Origin of the sequence: Arthrobacter sp. U41, from assembly GCF_007679325.1 — a bacterium.
Classification (GTDB): domain Bacteria; phylum Actinomycetota; class Actinomycetes; order Actinomycetales; family Micrococcaceae; genus Arthrobacter.
Map to the genome: position 1 here is coordinate 40623 of NZ_VEGI01000006.1, position 15630 is coordinate 56252.

Consider the following 15630-nt stretch of genomic DNA (forward strand, 5'->3'; position numbering starts at 1 on the left):
AGAATGGATTCATGAGCACCCTCATCACCAACATTGCCGAGCTGATGACCCAGGACGCGGAGCACCGGGTCCTGAAGAACGCAGCCCTGGTCGTCGAGGGCGAACGGATCTCCTGGCTCGGGCCGGCGGCGGACGCGCCGGCCGCCGACGAGGCCGTCGACGCCGGCGGCCGCGCCCTGCTGCCGGGCTGGGTCGATTCGCACACCCACCTCATCTTCGCCGGGGACAGGACGGCGGAGCTTGAGGCCCGGATGGCGGGGGAGAGCTACAGCGCCGGCGGAATCGCCGTGACCACCGGCGCCACCCGGAGCACCAGCGACTTCGACCTGACCCGGCTCGCCATGGGCCGGGTGGCCGAAGCGGTCTCGCAGGGCACCACTTACCTCGAAACCAAAACCGGGTACGGCCTGGATGTGGACAACGAGGCCCGCAGCGCCAGGATTGCCTCCACCGTGGTGGACGAGGTCACCTATCTCGGCGCGCACCTGGTGCCCGACGGAATGGACGCCGAGGAGTACACGGACCTGGTTTGCGGTCCCATGCTCGCCGCCGTCCGGCCGTTCGTGCGCTGGGCCGACGTCTTCTGCGAGCGGGGCGCCTTCACCGAGGACCAGTCCCGGCGCGTGCTCCAGGCCTGCCGGGACGCCGGACTGGGCCTGCGCGTGCACGGCAACCAGCTCGGCGAGGGCCCCGGCGTGCGGCTCGCCGTGGAATTCGGCGCCGCGAGTGTGGACCACGTGAATTACCTGTCCGCGGCCGACGTCGACGCCCTCGCCGCCAGCTGGTCGGGCTGGGACGGCGGAACCGGTGCCGGGCGCGGCACAGTGGCCACGTGCCTGCCGGCCTGCGATCTGTCCACCCGCCAGCCGCTGGCACCCGGCCGGGAACTGCTCGACGCCGGCGTGCAGCTCGCGCTGGCCTCCAACTGCAACCCGGGCACCTCGTACACCAGCTCGATGGCCTTCTGTGTCACCACCGCTGTGCTCCAGATGCGCCTCAGCGTCCACGAGGCCGTGCGCGCCGCGACGTACGGCGGCGCGCTGGCCCTCGGCCGGGAGTCCGGGAACGACGTCGACGGCGAACGCGCCGTCGGCTCGATCGCCGTCGGGCACCGTGCGGACCTGCACCTGCTCAACGCGCCGTCCGCCACCCACTTGGCCTACCGGCCGGGCATTCCGCTGACCCACGCCGTCTGGCGCGCCGGAGTCCGCGCCCGCTGACCCACCCAACTGACTCGCAGCAGGGCCGTTTTGGGCGCTCAAAACGGCCCCTGCTGCGAGTCACTTTCGTTCGCTAGAAAAACATCGGTGGAGCGTCGAGGACGGTCTCGTCGACGCGGCGCTCCACCCACTGGCTGAAAGGCTTGTCCAGCTCATATTTATCGAGCTCGGTCCGCAGCAGGGTCCGGACCTCGGCATTGTCCGGATTGTTGAGCGACTCGAAGTACTCCACGGACCAGTGGAACCAGCGCATGCAGAACAGCCGCATGGTGAGTCCGTGGGTGACAAACAGCGCGTTCGGGGCATAGCTCGGTTTCGACCAGTGCCGGTACAGGGTTTCCATGAAGGATGAGATCCGGTCATAGACATCGGACCCCGACTCGCCCTCACGGAAGCGGTAGAAAAAGTGGCCGTAGGCGTTCCGGAGTTCTTTCTGGTCCTCGATCTCACCGGCGATCTGGAAGTTGGCCCAGTCCTGCTCCCGCAGCCGGGGCTCCTCGATCACCCGCTCGATCAGGGGGCCGAGGTTGAGGGCCTCCAGGGTCTGGTAGGCCCGCAGGTAGGGGGAGACGTACACGCAGGCCTGCCGGCCGTCCAGCAGCCGCCGGACCTCCTCGCCGGCGGCCCGGGCCTGTTCCAGGCCGAGTGCGGTCAACGGAATCCGGTAATCGGGGACCCGGTTGTAGATCGAGGTGTCGGCGTTGGCGGCGGACTGGCCGTGCCGGATCATGATGATTTTCCCGGGCGCACTCATAAACCCCAAGCATAGGGCCCGGCGGTGCGGCGGCCCGGATTCAGGCAACTCCGGCCACTGCGGGCAAGATGGAACTATGTTGGTTCCCTCCCGCCGCCGGCTGCGGATTGAAATGTGGATTGTCCTGGGATTGTCCCTGGGCCAGTCGGCCGTGTATTCGGTGGTTCAGCTGCTGGACAAGATGACCAGGGCCCCGCTCGCGGAGGGGACCTCCACGCTGAACCGCTCGCAAAGCAGCCGCGAGTACTTTGACCTCACCTACCAGCTGCTGGATATCATCTTCGCCCTGGTTCCCGTGGTCCTGGTGATCTACTTCCTGAGCGAAAACCGGCCATCCGGCCTCCCCGGGAGCAGCGGCCGCGGCATCACGGCCTTCCAGAACCTGGGCCTGGATTTCGACCGGCCCGGCAGGGACCTGCTGCAGGCCTTCGGCCTGGCGGCGCTCATCGGAATCCCGTCGCTGGTCCTCTACGCCGCCGGCCGTGCGCTCGGCATCACAACGGCGATCATTCCCAGCGCCCTGGACGCCTACTGGTGGACCGTTCCCGTGCTGGTGCTCTCCGCGATCCGGCACGGGATCGTGGAGGAGGTGATCGTGGTGGGCTATCTCCTGGACCGGCTCGGAAAGCTCGGCTGGGCCATGCCCGCGGCGATCTTCGCCAGCGCCATGCTGCGCGGTAGCTACCACCTCTACCAGGGCTTCGGGCCGTTTATCGGCAACGCCATCATGGGCGTCATTTTCGCCGTCTTCTACACCAGGACCCGCCGGTTGATGCCGCTGGTAATCGCTCACGCTGTGCTGGACATCGTGGCATTTGTCGGCTTCAGCCTCTTTGGCCGGGCCATCGGCCTGGGCTGAGCGGGAGCGTCCACAGGGCAACGCGGGGTCACGTATCGCCCATCCGGAGCCCCTGGATGGACGCGATCTGACCCCGGCGTTGCCTTTCACGGGCCGGCAACCCGTGCCGTTAAAAGATTCGGCCGCCATCGGTGGGTGACGTCATTGGCACCCGCTGATGGCGGCCGAAGTGTGGGGCGGGAAAAGTCAGATCGTGACGGCTCCGGAGGACGTCTCGAACGTGACGGACATGATGCCGGGTGTCCCGCGCGGAGCGAGCCAGTTCACGGCCACGTCTTCCAGCGGCTTCTCGACCGGGACACCGAGCCATTCGGTGACCCGCTCCGCCGAGCCGGCGATCGTGAGCGCGGACATCTTGACGTTGCTCTCGTAGGCCTTCGACGGGTGGAGTTCCGGATCGCCTTCCCACTTGAGCATGTACGGAACCTGGGGATCGGCGATGAGCCCCAGGATGCCGATCTGCTTCCAGACGAGCTCGCGGCCGTCCGGGAACTTGCGGTTGCCGTTGACGGCGGCGCGGCCCAGCCGCTCTTCGAACGGGGCCAGGTCGTCAACCTCGACGCACCAGCCCATCCAGCCGCCGCCGGCTTCGGAGCGGGCGCGGACGGCCTGGCCGAAGGGGGCCTTGTCGGATGCCGGGTGGTTCAGGACCTCCACCACCTCGACGTATTTGTGTCCCGCGAGCGGGATAATCATGTTGCGGGTCCCGAATCGGGGGTGTACTCCGCCCTTCACGGCTTCGACGCCGAGGGCAGACGCAATTCGTTCGGTGGTGGCCGCGAGGCCATCTTGTTCACAGGCGTAAGAGACGTGATCCATGCGCATGCCCTCATCTTGGCACTTTGTGATGCGGCTCTCAGCTTAGGCTGGCCTTACCGAGATGGGATGTCATTTTCGGGGAGCGCGGGAAGGGGACTTTTCCGTGTCATGACGGGGAACCGGGGCCCACTGGGCCCGGCCGGGCGCGCCGGGCGTGCGGCTTCATCTTCGTCACAAAGCTATCCTCGGCCCGGAAGCGGTTCCTAGACTAGGGCCAGGTCATGAGTGCCAGCACACAGCCCCGGCTTGCTGGCCGGCAACCCTCGTATCGCGGTGGGGTGCCCCGGGTGAAGACCTGGCCGTCCGGCGCCCGCCGGAAGGCAAGCGCGGCGCCAGCGTTGACCGGCCATGGAGTGCCGGAGCCGGTGTGCCCAGACCCTTGAGGAGTCTCACGATGTCCAATGCCTGGTCCTTCGAAACCCGCCAGATCCACGCCGGCCAGGAGCCGGATAGCGCCACCGGTGCCCGGTCGCTCCCGATCTACCAGACGACGTCGTTCGTCTTTCCCAGCGCCGAAAGCGCCGCCAACCGCTTCGCCCTCGCCGAACTGGCCCCCATCTACACCCGGATCGGCAACCCCACGCAGGACGCCGTGGAGCAGCGGGTGGCCAGCCTGGAGGGCGGCCTCGCGGCGCTGCTCCTGAGCTCCGGCCAGGCCGCGGAGACCCTTGCCATCCTGAACGTCGCCGAGGCCGGCGACCACGTGGTGGCCAGCCCCAGCCTCTACGGCGGCACCTACAACCTGCTGGCGCACACGCTGAAGAAGTTCGGCATCTCCGTGACGTTCGTGGAGGACCCGGACAACCTGGCGCAGTGGCAGGACGCCGTGCAGCCCAACACCAAGCTTTTCTTTGGCGAAGTGGTTTCCAACCCTCGCCAGGACGTCCTGGATATTGAAGGCATCTCGAAGGTGGCCCACGAGGCCGGTGTCCCGCTCATCGTGGACAACACCCTCTCCACGCCGTACCTCATCCGTCCCATCGAGTGGGGTGCGGACATCGTGGTGCACTCCGCCACCAAGTACCTCGGCGGCCACGGCGCCGCGATCGCCGGCGTGATCGTGGACTCCGGCAACTTCGACTTCGGCGCGGATCCGGAGCGGTTCCCGGGCTTCAACACCCCTGACCCCACCTATAACGGACTGGTCTACGCCCGGGACCTGGGCAAGGACGGCGCCCTGGGCGCCAACCTCTCCTTCATCCTCAAGGCGCGCGTGCAGCTCCTGCGCGATCTCGGCTCGGCGGTCTCGCCGTTCAACGCGTTCCTCATCGCCCAGGGCATTGAGACCCTGAGCCTGCGCATGGAGCGGCACGTCGCCAACGCCACCAGGGTGGCCAAATGGCTCGAAGCCCGGGACGACGTCGAATCGGTCGCTTACGCGGGGCTGCCGTCGAGCCCCTGGTACGAGCGCGGCCGCAAGTACGGTCCCCGGGGAACCGGCGCCGTCGTGTCCTTCAACATCGGCGGGGGAGCGGAGGCCGGGAAGCGCTTTGTCGATGCCCTCGAGCTGCACTCCCACGTCGCGAACATCGGTGACGTGCGCTCGCTGGTCATCCACCCGGCGTCGACCACGCACAGCCAGCTCTCGGCGGAACAGCAGGCTGTTGCCGGCGTGAACCCGGGCCTCGTGCGGCTCTCCGTGGGACTGGAGCATATTGACGACATCCTCGCGGACCTCGAAGCCGGATTCCGGGCGGCCAAGAACGCCTGAGACAATTCAACGCCGAATTTCCCCACCTTAGCCGGCGCGACGCCGGTAATCGCCGACAGTTCGGGGGCGACCCGCCGGACACGGCCTTCGAAAGTGGGGAAATTGCGGTGCTGACGCAGACGGCCGTCACATGGAAGTCACAATCTTCGCCACGGGGCCGCCCCATTTCGTACACTCAGGGAAGGTCATGAGTGCCAGCGACAGCCCCGGCTTGCTGGCCGGCAACCCTCCTTTTGCGGCGGGGTGCCCCGGGTGAAGACCTGGCCTGCCGGTCTGCTGACGGTGGGCAAGCGCGAAGTTAGGTCCTCATATGACTATTGCCGTCACCCGCCAGGGTGCACCCGTAAACACGACCTCCCATCCCCAGGCAGTCCCTGACGGTGCGGTGCTGGATGGAACGGTTCTGGATGGAACCGTCCGGTACGCCCGGATCGGCGACCTGGACCTCGAGTCCGGTGCCCGGCTGCCGGACGTGATCCTCGCCTATGAAACGTGGGGGACACTCAACCGGGACGGCTCCAACGCGGTGCTGATCGAACACGCCCTGACCGGGGACACCCACGTCACCCGGGGCGCCGGCGAGGAACCGGGCTGGTGGGAACAGCTCGCCGGCCCCGGCGCCCCCGTGGACACGGACAAGTACTTCGTCGTCTCGATCAACATCCTGGGCGGCTGCTACGGCTCGACGGGACCCTCGACGCCGGCACCGGACGGCCGGCCCTGGGGCTCCCGGTTCCCGTTGGTCACCCTGCGGGACACGACGACGGCCGAAGCCAGGCTGGCGGACGCCCTGGGCATCCGGAGTTGGTACGCCGTGCTGGGCGGTTCGCTGGGCGGAGCGCGTGCCCTGGAGTGGGCCGTCAGTTACCCGGACCGGGTCCGGCGCTGCGGTGTGTTTTCGGTGGGGGCCAGCAGCACCGCCGAACAGATTGCCTTCGCCCAGGCCCAGACGCTTGCCATCCGGCAGGACCCCAACTTCAACGGCGGGGATTACTACGGGGGCCCGCAGCCGGAAGCAGGTCTGGCGCTGGCCCGGCGGATCGCGCACATCACCTACCGCTCCGCCGCGGAGCTGGACGGACGGTTCGGCCGCAAGGCCCAGGACCCGGAAGCCCCGCTGGAAGCCGGATCGCTCGCCGGGCGCGGGCGCTATCAGGTGGAGAGCTACCTTGACCACCAGGGCAACAAGCTGGTCCGCCGCTTCGACGCGAACAGCTACATCGCCATCACGGAAGCGCTGATGAGCCACGACATCAGCCGGGGCCGCGGCGCCCTCGCGGACGCCCTGGCTCCGGCAACGGCGGAATTCCTGCTGGCGGCCGTCGACTCGGACCGGCTGTACTTCCCGGCCCAGACCAGCGCGCTCGCCGCCGCGCTTCCGGGAGAGGTTGCCGTGCACACCATCGAGGCGCCGATCGGGCACGACGGCTTCCTGACCGAGATCGGCCAGCTCACCGACCAGCTCCGGCAGCACTTCTTCGGCTAGGCGGGCGGAAGTAGTCGGTCAGGAAGCCAGAGACCACACCACCCAGAATCAGCACCAGCGCAGGCCAAAGCCTGATGGGCCCCACGAGGTCTCGGACATCGATGCGCACGAACGGTAGAAGAAGCATCGCGACGGCAGCATAGGTAATTGCCAGCACCGCTCCGACCATCGCGATGGCGTAGCCGCGTGAGCGCGTTTTCTGCTTGGGAAACTGCTTCGCGTACTCCTGCGGGCTACCGAATTCCTCATCGGCCGGCGACCCATTGGCGGCCGTGTGGGCACGAACCTCATCCAGGGTCTCGGCGATCGCATCCTCCGGGAGCCCGCGGATGCGCAGGTTGAAAGCCAGGTCTCGTTCGTAGCTCATGGGCGTTCCTGTCGGGTTGATCGAATCTCGGTGAGGGCCGTGCTCACGCGCTGCCAGGCCGCGGCCGAGTTTTCCAGTGTGTTGCGGCCGTGCTCCGTGATCGAGAACTGCTTGCGCCCGGGGCCAGACTGGTCGTGCTGCCATGAATGCACGACGAGACCCTGGTCCTCCAGTCTTTTCAGGAGGGGATACAGGGTCCCGCCCTTGATCCGCGTAAAGCCGTGCTGCCGGAGAATCTCGGCGATCGCATAGCCGTGGGATTCGCCGTGGCTGAGTACCGCGAGTACCGCCTGCGGGAGCGCTGCGCGGGTCAGCTCCTGGTTCCAGTCATCCTCCTGCATGGATAGATAGTGTCACGACCTAGCTTGCGGTACAATTCATTTGGCGGGCCCGGATTTCCGCCGGGGCACGTCCGCCGGTAGGCTCACGGCGCATGATCACCATCGATGAACAAGGCCGTCCGGAACCTCCCCTTGCGGACGGTGAGGCCGCCACGCTCCTGGGCTTCCTCGACTACCAGCGGGCCACCCTTGAGTGGAAGTGCGCCGGCCTTGATGCCGCGGCCCTGGGCGCGAAGACCGCCGCCTCCGCCTTGACCCTGGGCGGGCTGCTCAAGCACATGACCTATGTGGAGGACAGCTGGTTCTCCTACTCGTTGCACGGCCAGGACCGGCAGCCGCCGTGGAACGCGGTGGACTGGAAGGCGCAGCCCGACTGGGATTTCCACTCGGCCGCCGAAGACTCAGCAGACGACCTCCGCGGACGCTGGCAGGACGCCGTCGAGCGCTCGCGCTCCCTCGTGGCCGAAACCCTGGCCGCGGGCGGTCTGGACTCGCCGGCCGGGCGTGCATGGTCCGACGGCGGGGTGCCCAGCCTGCGCTGGATCATGTGCCACATGATCGAGGAGTACGCCCGGCACAACGGCCATGCCGATCTCCTGCGCGAATCCGTGGACGGAAGCGTCGGGGAATGAGCCCAAATGTGCATTTTTGCAGATGCGCTCTGCACTAATGGCCGTTGAGGCCCGGGGCTTGAGCGTCCATACTCGTTGAGAATGATGCCCGTGTCCCAAATCACAGGCATCCATTGCCCAGAGGTCCATAGGGTGTCGACGGAGACGCCAAAGGAGTCGAAATGAGTACGCAAAACGCTGCCGCCAGGCGGCCGGAAGAGGAAGACGTCAAATCGTCCGGCCTCAAAAAAGTAGTAACGGCCTCCATGGCCGGCACCGTTGTCGAGTGGTATGAGTTCTTCCTCTACGCCTCCGCGGCGACCCTCGTCTTCGGCAAGATCTTCTTCCCGAACTCGGGCACCGAGCTGGACGGCATCATCGCCGCGTTCCTGACCTACGCTGTCGGCTTCGTCGCCCGCCCGATCGGCGGCATCGTCTTCGGCCACTTCGGCGACAAGTTCGGCCGCAAGCAGCTCCTCCAGCTCAGCATCATCCTGGTGGGTGTCTCCACCTTCCTGATGGGCTGCCTGCCCACCTTCCAGCAGATCGGCTACTGGGCCCCGGCCCTCCTGGTCTTCCTGCGCTTCGCCCAGGGCTTCGCCGTCGGCGGTGAATGGGGCGGTGCAGTCCTCCTCGTGGCCGAGCACAGCCCGAGCAAGTCCCGCGGTTTCTGGTCCGCGTGGCCGCAGTCCGCCGTTCCGCTGGGCAACCTGCTCGCCACCGGTGTGCTGTTCACCCTGTCCGCCACCCTGTCCTCCGACGACTTCCTCAGCTGGGGCTGGCGCGTGGCCTTCTGGCTCTCCGCTGTCATCGTGCTGGTTGGCTACTACATCCGGACCAAGGTCACGGACGCCCCCATCTTCCTGGAGGCCCAGAAGGAAGTCACCGTTGAGAAGAAGGGCTACGGCGTCGGCGAAGTGTTCCGCCGCTACCCCCGCGGTGTCTTCACCGCGATGGGCCTGCGTTTCGCGGAGAACATCCTCTACTACCTCGTGGTCACGTTCTCCATCACGTACCTGAAGGTCATTGTGCAGACGGACACCTCCCGCATCCTGCTGCTGCTGTTGGTGGCGCACTTCATCCACTTCGCCGTGATCCCCATGGTAGGTAAGCTCTCCGACAACCTCGGCCGCAAGAAGGTCTACATGGCCGGCGCTGTCCTCGGCGGCACCTGGGGCTTCTTCGCCTTCCCGATGATGGACACCAAGAACGATCTCATCATCCTCGCGGCGATCACCATCGGTCTGCTGTTCCACTCGCTCATGTACGCCGGCCAGCCGGCCATCATGGCCGAAATGTTCCCGACCCGGATGCGCTACTCCGGTGTTTCGCTGGGCTACCAGGTCACCTCGATCGTGGCCGGTTCGATGGCACCGATCATCGCCGTCGCCTTGCTGAGCCAGTACAAGTCCTCCGTCCCGGTGGCCATCTACCTCCTTGGCGCCTGTGTGGTCACCATGGTCGCGGTGTTCTTCCTCAAGGAAACCCGCGGCATCTCCCTGCACGACGTCGACGCCGCTGATGCCCAGGGCACCGCGGACCTGCTTGCCGCTTCCAAGAAGTAGGCAAGTGTAACGACGAATTAACGGCAACAGCCCGGGCCCCGCACTGCGGGACCCGGGCTGTTGCCGTTGCAGATGTGCCTTCGGTGCTGCCGGCCGCTCCTACGGCAGATACCCGGCACTGCACTAGGCTCCGGTTATGCCAATCATCAACAGTTCGCTCGATGCTGCGAACAAGCGGTTGACCCACAACTGGTCCATGGCCGCGCCCCCGGCGCGCATCTGGTGGGGGCTAACCGACCCTGAGGCGTTGCCGCGCTGGCTGGGTAAGCTGACCTCTGGGAAGTTCGTCGCCGGGAGCGCCATCACGATTCAGCATGCCGATGGCTATTTCTGCAGCAGCCGTATTCAGGAGTGTGAGCCGGAGCGGGTTCTCGGCATGACGTGGGAGTTCCCAGACGAACCACTGTCGCAAGTGAGGATTGTGCTCACTCCCGCCGGTGGGCCAACCCATCTGGCGTTGCAGCACGAAGGGCTCGGAAACCAGGCCGCCGACTACCTGCCTGGTTGGCACACACACCTTCTTTACCTTGAATCTCTGCTCTTGGGTCAGCCCCGCTCCATGGCCGACTTCTGGTCCACCTATGACGGACTAACCGACTCCTGAACCTCCGGATCCGGGCGCCTCCGCGACGACTCAGCCTGCCAGAACGTCCTGGCGGGCGGAGATCTCGGTCCGGATCGCCTCCAGCACGGCCTGCACGGGGGCCGAGCGCAGTGATTCCGCGCGTGCCACCGCCCAGATGGGCAGCTGCCGCTGGAAGTCGTCCGGCAGCACCGGCAGGAACGTGGGATCGTCGGCCACCAGGAAGTTGGGCAGCAGACCGATCCCGGCGCCCCGCCGGACGGCCTCCAGCTGGGCAAAGATGCTGGTGGCCTGGAAACTGGACCGCGGGACGGGAAGCTGGGTGGACCGGTGGCCCAGTTCTGCGACCTGCAGCGCCGACTCCACGTACGAGACGAACCCGTGCTGCCGGACGTCGTCGAGCGTCTCCGGCAGCCCGTGGTCCCGGGAGTACTCCGGGCTCGCATAGAGCCGCAGGAAATAGTTGGACAGGAAGATCGTCTGCGCATTGCTGACGTCCAGGTTGCCCACCACCACTTCGAGGTCCACGCCGGAGCGGTTCTGGCTGACCTTGCGGGTGGCGCTGAGCATTTCGACGTTGAGCAGCGGGTGCTGCCGCTGCAGCCGCACGAGGGCCGGCGCAACGAACCCTGCGCCGAAGCCGTCGGGCGTGCTGATGCGGACCAGGCCCGAGAGGACATCTTCGGACTGCGCGATCCGGTTGCTCAGCGCCCCGAGGGTTCCCTCGATCGCCTCGGCGGCGGCCACCGCCTCGTTACCGAGATCGGTGAGTTCCCAGCCGTGCGGGCTCCGCTCCAGGGTGCGGCCGCCCAACTGTTTGTCCAGGGCAAGGATCCGCCGGGAGATGGTGGTGTGGGTGGTGCCGAGGGTTTCCGCCACCGCATTGAACCGGCCCAGCCGGGCGACGGTCAGCAGGATCAGCAGATCATCCGGACTCGGAAGCCGCCTCAAGTCCACACGAACTCCTCTGGATCCGGCTATGTGCATCCATGCACATGCCATCTGTAAATTTTTCCCTTGATTGCACTGTAGCAGGGTGTGATGCTTGACACGGAACATCCGGATAGCGCGCACCGCGCACAGCAGCAGCGCAGCAAAGACGCACCGTACGACGCAGAGCAAAGGAGCTTATGCCATGGCAGTAATCGCTTGGATCGGACTGGGGAACATGGGCGGGTCCATGTCGGTGAATCTCGCCAAGGCAGGCCACGACGTCCGCGGTTTCGACCTCAACGCGGAGGCCGTCGCCGCCGCGGAGGCAGGGGGCGTGAAGCCCGCCGGAAGCATCGCCGACGCCGTGGACGGTGCCGACGTCGTCTTCACCATGCTCCCGAAGGGCGAGCACGCCCGCGCCGTCTACCTTGGCGAGGATGGGGTCCTGGCCCACGCCGACACCCGCACGCTGCTGGTGGATTCCTCCACCATCGACATCGCCTCCGCCCAGGCGCTGCACGACGCCGCGGCTGCCGCCGGCTTCCGCTTCGTCGACGCCCCGGTGTCCGGCGGCATGAGCGGCGCGAAGGCCGCCACCCTGACGTTCATGATCGGCGGTGAGGCCGGCGCCGTGGCCGAGGCCACCGAATACATCAAGCCGATGGCCGCCAACATCATCCCGACCGGCGGCGCCACCACCGGCCAGGCCGCAAAGATCTGCAACAACCTCATGCTCTTCATCAACCTCGCTTCCACCGCGGAAGGCGCTGTGCTGGCCGACCGGCTCGGGCTGGACAAGCAGGTCTTCTGGGACATCGCTTCGGTTTCCTCAGGCGACAGCTGGGCGTTGCGCACGTGGTACCCGGTAGCCGGAGTGGTTCCCACCGCGGCCTCCAACAATGATTTCGCCCCGACGTTCACCACCGAGCTGGCCAACAAGGACATCGGACTCGCCATCAGCGCCGCACGGGACACCGGCACCCCGCTGGAAATCGGCGAGCACGTGCAGCAGCTCTTCCAGCGCCTCATCGACTCCGGCCAGTCCGGCATGGACTGCTCCGCGATCGTGAAGCTGGTGGACGGCTCCCTCGACACCGCCAAATAGCCGTCCCGGCCGGTTCACCCGCACAGCGGCCACACGCCGCTGCCCCGCACACACAGCACCACACGAAAGAGACTTACCCCATGGAACGCATTCCACACTTCATTAACGGCGCCCTGATTTCCGACGCCGAGCGCTACGGCCCGGTCTTCAACCCGGCCACCGGCGAGCAGGAGAAAGAGGTGGCGCTGGCCTCCGCCGCCCGCGTCGAGGAGGCCGTCCAGGCCGCCCGCGCCGCCCTGCCCGGCTGGCGCGCAACGAGCCTCGCCAAGCGCACCAACATCTTCTTCAAGGTCCGCGAACTGCTCATGCAGCGCCGGCCCGAACTGGCGGCCCTGCTGACCAGCGAACACGGCAAGGTCCTCTCCGACGCCGAGGGCGAGATCACCCGCGGCCTGGAGAACATCGAATTCGCCACCGGGCTGTCCCACATGCTCAAAGGTGAGCGCTCCGAGCAGGTGGCCGGCGGCGTCGACGTCCATTCGGTGCGCCAGCCGGTGGGTGTGGTCGCCTGCATCACGCCGTTCAACTTCCCGGCCATGGTGCCGCTCTGGATGATCGGCAGCGCCCTGGCCTGCGGCAACACGGTGCTGCTCAAGCCCAGCGAAAAGGACCCGTCCTCGGCCATCTTCATCGCGGAGGTCTTCGCCGAAGCCGGCCTGCCCGCCGGTGTGCTCAACGTGGTCCACGGCGACAAGGAAGCAGTGGACGTCCTCTTGGAGCACCCCGACGTCAAGGCCATCAGCTTCGTCGGCTCGACGCCGATCGCCCAGTCCATCTACAAGCGCGCCGCCGACCACGGCAAGCGCGTGCAGGCGCTCGGCGGGGCCAAGAACCACATGGTGGTGCTGCCGGATGCGGACCTGAACATGGCCGCCGACGCAGCCGTCTCGGCAGCCTACGGCTCCGCCGGCGAGCGCTGCATGGCCGTCAGCGTCCTGGTGGCCGTCGGGAACATCGCCGATGAGCTGATCGAGGCGATCAGCACCCGGATGGCCACGCTCAAGATCGGCCCCGGCACCGACCCGGCATCGCAGATGGGCCCGCTCATCACCGCCGAGCACCGCGACAAGGTGGCCTCCTACGTCGCCGGCGCGGCCCAGGAAGGCGCCACCGTGGTGGTGGACGGCCGGGACCAGACGTTCGACTCCAACGGTTTCTTCATCGGCGTCAGCCTGGTTGACCACGTCAAGCCCGGCATGAAGGTCTACGACGACGAGATCTTCGGCCCGGTCCTGTCCGTGGTCCGCGTTGAGACCTACGCCGACGCCGTCAAGCTCGTCAACGACAACGAGTTCGGCAACGGCGTGGCGATCTTTACGCGCGACGGCGGCGCAGCGCGGCAGTTCGAGTTCGACGTCGAGGCCGGCATGGTGGGCGTCAACGTGCCGATCCCCGTCCCGGTGGGTACCTTCTCCTTCGGCGGCTGGAAGAACTCGCTCTTCGGCGACACCCACATGTACGGCCCGGAGAGCATCCGCTTCTACACCCGCGGCAAGGTGGTCACCACCCGCTGGCCGGACCCGTCCACCTCCGTGATCGACCTCGGCTTCCCCCAGGTCGACTGACACAGGAACCGATGGAAAGGGGCCCTGCAGCACTGCTGCAGGGCCCCTTTCCGTCGTCCTTGTTGGAGCGGTTTCCGGTCAGCCCTTCATGATTTCCGCGCGCTGGGCCATGTAATCCTCCATGGTGAGGTCGCCGTCGCTGTATCGCTGGTCCAGTTCCGCGAGCTTGCGCGCCCGGAATCCCTGCGGCGCCGCCGGTGACGGCGGCGGAGGAGGCACTGCGGGGCCGGACGGCCGGGCCGGAGACTCCTGAGCGTTGAACTGCTGGCTGTTGAACTGCTGCGCATCCCGCTGAGCTCCGGTCCCGGGCTGGTTGGCCGGGTAGTCGGGGCTGTCTTCGTAGGGGACCGGGGGCTGGTACGGCTGCTGCCCCGGGAACGGCTGCCCGGGGTACTGCTGGCCGTACGGCTGGTTTCCGGGGGAGCGGGCTGCTGGGGAGCGCCCAGTTGGCCGAAGGCGCCGTAGTAGTCGCGCTGGGTGAAGCCGTCACGAGGCTGCTTGTTCTGCTGGCCGGGGTAGTTTCCGGGAGCATCCCCCGGGAACTGCCCGAACTGGCCGGGGTAGCCGCCCGGCATACCCTGGTCCTGGTTCCGTCCGCGCATAGACTTCTTGTAGTAGCGCATCGCTATCGGGATCAGGAATGACAAGATGATGATCCAAAAGAACAGACTGTTCACGGTACCGGGCCTCTCAGGAAGTGTCCTTCCAGCTTAACGCCCACGGCCAGGCGTCAGTGCCCGTGCCCGGCTGCCCCCTCGGCCGGGCAGGGCGGCAGAGGGCAGGTCAGGAGCGCACTGGCTCTTCGGCGCCGGGCGGACCCTCGCCCGAGCCGAGCGGCATCCCGGGGCCGAAGACCGGTCCGGGGAGCGGGCGTTTGGCCGTGATGCCGTCGCCGGATGAGCGGTGCCGGAGCCGGCGGACCACCCACGGCACAAAGTGCTCGCGGGCCCAGACCAGATCGCCGGAGCGCGCCTGCCGCCAGCTTTGCTGCGGCAGCGGCTTGGGGGAGAGGGGCTCCAGGGTGTGCTCGACGTTGAGGGAATCCAGGACCATCGCCGCGATGGTGTGATGGCCCAGCGGAGAGAAGTGCAGGCGGTCCACGTCCCACATCTGCGGATCGTTCAGCTGCCGCAGGGACCACATGTCCGCGATGACGGCGTCGTGCCGTGCCGCGACGGTGCGGAGGTTTTCGTTGTAGATCGCCACCTTGCTGCGCACCCGCCCCAGCACGGACGAGCCGGTGTCCGGGCCGTTGAACAGCACCACCGTGGCGCCGGCCAGGGTGAGGATCTGCACCACCGAGTCCAGCTTTTCTGCCAGGGCGTCCGGGTCACCGCCGGGACGGATCAGGTCGTTACCGCCGGCGGAGAGCGTCACGAGGTCGGGCCGGAGGGACAGGCAGTGCGCCAGCTGCTGGTCCACGATCTGCTGCAGGAGCCTGCCGCGGACGGCCAGGTTGGCGTAGGCGAAGCCTTCGTGGCCGCGGCTGAGCTCCTCCGCCACACGGTCCGCCCACCCCCGGTGGCCCCCCGGACTCGCCGGCTCGGGATCGCCGATGCCTTCCGTGAAGGAATCCCCCATGGCCACATAGCGGGTCCAAGGGTGGGTCACGGCATTGTCTGGAGTGTTCTCCATGGCTTCGGTTTCGCTCACCTTCATATGGTGCACTGTTCCTGCAAAGCTACGCCACCGTAGGTTGTTACCTCCGGGT

Annotated in this window: 16 protein-coding genes and 2 riboswitches; of the genes, 9 read left to right on the forward strand and 7 right to left on the reverse strand. The window is 67.0% G+C overall.

Features of this window, described 5'->3' with window-relative positions; translation table 11 throughout:
- Positions 1 to 11 precede the first annotated feature (11 nt).
- Positions 12 to 1220 (forward strand): imidazolonepropionase, encoded by a 1209-nt coding sequence (gene hutI, locus FS787_RS15600; protein WP_144673801.1) that lies wholly within the window; start codon positions 12 to 14, stop codon positions 1218 to 1220.
- 73 nt (positions 1221 to 1293) lie between these two features.
- Here the strand turns inward: hutI and FS787_RS15605 are convergent, their stop codons facing one another.
- Positions 1294 to 1974 carry a histidine phosphatase family protein gene (locus tag FS787_RS15605; protein WP_260982592.1) on the reverse strand — a complete coding sequence of 227 codons (681 nt, stop codon included), beginning with the start codon at positions 1972 to 1974 and terminating at the stop codon, positions 1294 to 1296.
- Positions 1975 to 2050: 76 nt separating this feature from the next.
- Between FS787_RS15605 and FS787_RS15610 the strand changes: the two genes are divergently transcribed.
- On the forward strand, positions 2051 to 2833 hold the full coding sequence (locus FS787_RS15610; RefSeq protein WP_144673803.1) for a CPBP family intramembrane glutamic endopeptidase: 783 nt from the start codon (positions 2051 to 2053) through the stop codon (positions 2831 to 2833).
- A 186-nt stretch (positions 2834 to 3019) separates the two neighbouring features.
- On the opposite strand, the gene FS787_RS15615 is transcribed toward FS787_RS15610, so the two are convergent.
- Complete coding sequence (locus FS787_RS15615; RefSeq protein WP_144673805.1) at positions 3020 to 3658, reverse strand: VOC family protein; 639 nt, start codon at positions 3656 to 3658, stop codon at positions 3020 to 3022.
- A gap of 211 nt (positions 3659 to 3869) precedes the next feature.
- A riboswitch (SAM riboswitch) is annotated at positions 3870 to 3985 on the forward strand.
- A 61-nt stretch (positions 3986 to 4046) separates the two neighbouring features.
- On the opposite strand from FS787_RS15615, the gene FS787_RS15620 reads away from it, so the two are divergent.
- Both FS787_RS15620 and FS787_RS15625 read left to right on the forward strand, forming a co-directional pair.
- Entirely contained in the window at positions 4047 to 5363 is a 1317-nt protein-coding gene (locus FS787_RS15620) for a bifunctional o-acetylhomoserine/o-acetylserine sulfhydrylase (protein WP_144673807.1), read from the forward strand.
- A 183-nt stretch (positions 5364 to 5546) separates the two neighbouring features.
- A riboswitch (SAM riboswitch) is annotated at positions 5547 to 5662 on the forward strand.
- 11 nt (positions 5663 to 5673) lie between these two features.
- On the forward strand, positions 5674 to 6849 hold the full coding sequence (locus tag FS787_RS15625) for a homoserine O-acetyltransferase (protein WP_144673809.1): 1176 nt from the start codon (positions 5674 to 5676) through the stop codon (positions 6847 to 6849).
- On the opposite strand, the gene FS787_RS15630 is transcribed toward FS787_RS15625, so the two are convergent.
- Together FS787_RS15630 and FS787_RS15635 are read right to left on the reverse strand one after the other, a co-directional pair.
- On the reverse strand, positions 6815 to 7216 hold the full coding sequence (locus tag FS787_RS15630; protein WP_144673811.1) for a hypothetical protein: 402 nt from the start codon (positions 7214 to 7216) through the stop codon (positions 6815 to 6817). The two genes, FS787_RS15625 and FS787_RS15630, sit on opposite strands and share 35 nt — an antisense overlap.
- The gene (locus FS787_RS15635) at positions 7213 to 7557 is read right to left on the reverse strand and encodes a PadR family transcriptional regulator (RefSeq protein ID WP_144673813.1); all 345 of its coding nucleotides are present in this window, start codon (positions 7555 to 7557) and stop codon (positions 7213 to 7215) included. Before FS787_RS15635 ends, FS787_RS15630 begins: the two co-directional genes overlap by 4 nt.
- Before the next feature lie 92 nt (positions 7558 to 7649).
- Between FS787_RS15635 and FS787_RS15640 the strand changes: the two genes are divergently transcribed.
- The 3 genes from FS787_RS15640 to FS787_RS15650 all read left to right on the forward strand — a co-directional run bounded on the left by FS787_RS15640 (position 7650) and on the right by FS787_RS15650 (position 10337).
- Positions 7650 to 8189 (forward strand): DinB family protein, encoded by a 540-nt coding sequence (locus tag FS787_RS15640; protein WP_144673815.1) that lies wholly within the window; start codon positions 7650 to 7652, stop codon positions 8187 to 8189.
- Positions 8190 to 8350: 161 nt separating this feature from the next.
- Positions 8351 to 9733 (forward strand): MFS transporter, encoded by a 1383-nt coding sequence (locus FS787_RS15645; RefSeq protein ID WP_144673817.1) that lies wholly within the window; start codon positions 8351 to 8353, stop codon positions 9731 to 9733.
- A gap of 136 nt (positions 9734 to 9869) precedes the next feature.
- Positions 9870 to 10337, forward strand: coding sequence for an SRPBCC domain-containing protein (locus tag FS787_RS15650; protein WP_144673819.1), 468 nt, complete (start codon positions 9870 to 9872; stop codon positions 10335 to 10337).
- 30 nt (positions 10338 to 10367) lie between these two features.
- On the opposite strand, the gene FS787_RS15655 is transcribed toward FS787_RS15650, so the two are convergent.
- A complete protein-coding gene (locus tag FS787_RS15655; RefSeq protein ID WP_144674115.1) occupies positions 10368 to 11267 on the reverse strand; it encodes a LysR family transcriptional regulator in 900 nt (299 codons plus the stop codon).
- 184 nt (positions 11268 to 11451) lie between these two features.
- Between FS787_RS15655 and mmsB the strand changes: the two genes are divergently transcribed.
- Together mmsB and FS787_RS15665 are read left to right on the forward strand one after the other, a co-directional pair.
- Positions 11452 to 12354, forward strand: a complete 903-nt coding sequence (gene mmsB / locus FS787_RS15660) for a 3-hydroxyisobutyrate dehydrogenase (RefSeq protein ID WP_144673821.1) — start codon at positions 11452 to 11454, stop codon at positions 12352 to 12354.
- A gap of 80 nt (positions 12355 to 12434) precedes the next feature.
- Positions 12435 to 13919: a CoA-acylating methylmalonate-semialdehyde dehydrogenase gene (locus tag FS787_RS15665; RefSeq protein WP_144673823.1), complete on the forward strand. Its 1485-nt coding sequence runs from the start codon at positions 12435 to 12437 to the stop codon at positions 13917 to 13919.
- Positions 13920 to 13997: 78 nt separating this feature from the next.
- Here FS787_RS15665 and FS787_RS18220 read toward each other — a convergent pair whose 3' ends face one another.
- Together FS787_RS18220 and FS787_RS15675 are read right to left on the reverse strand one after the other, a co-directional pair.
- Positions 13998 to 14138 (reverse strand): DMAP1-binding domain-containing protein, encoded by a 141-nt coding sequence (locus FS787_RS18220; RefSeq protein ID WP_260982593.1) that lies wholly within the window; start codon positions 14136 to 14138, stop codon positions 13998 to 14000.
- 564 nt (positions 14139 to 14702) lie between these two features.
- Positions 14703 to 15578, reverse strand: coding sequence for an SGNH/GDSL hydrolase family protein (locus FS787_RS15675; protein ID WP_395940361.1), 876 nt, complete (start codon positions 15576 to 15578; stop codon positions 14703 to 14705).
- Positions 15579 to 15630 lie beyond the last annotated feature (52 nt).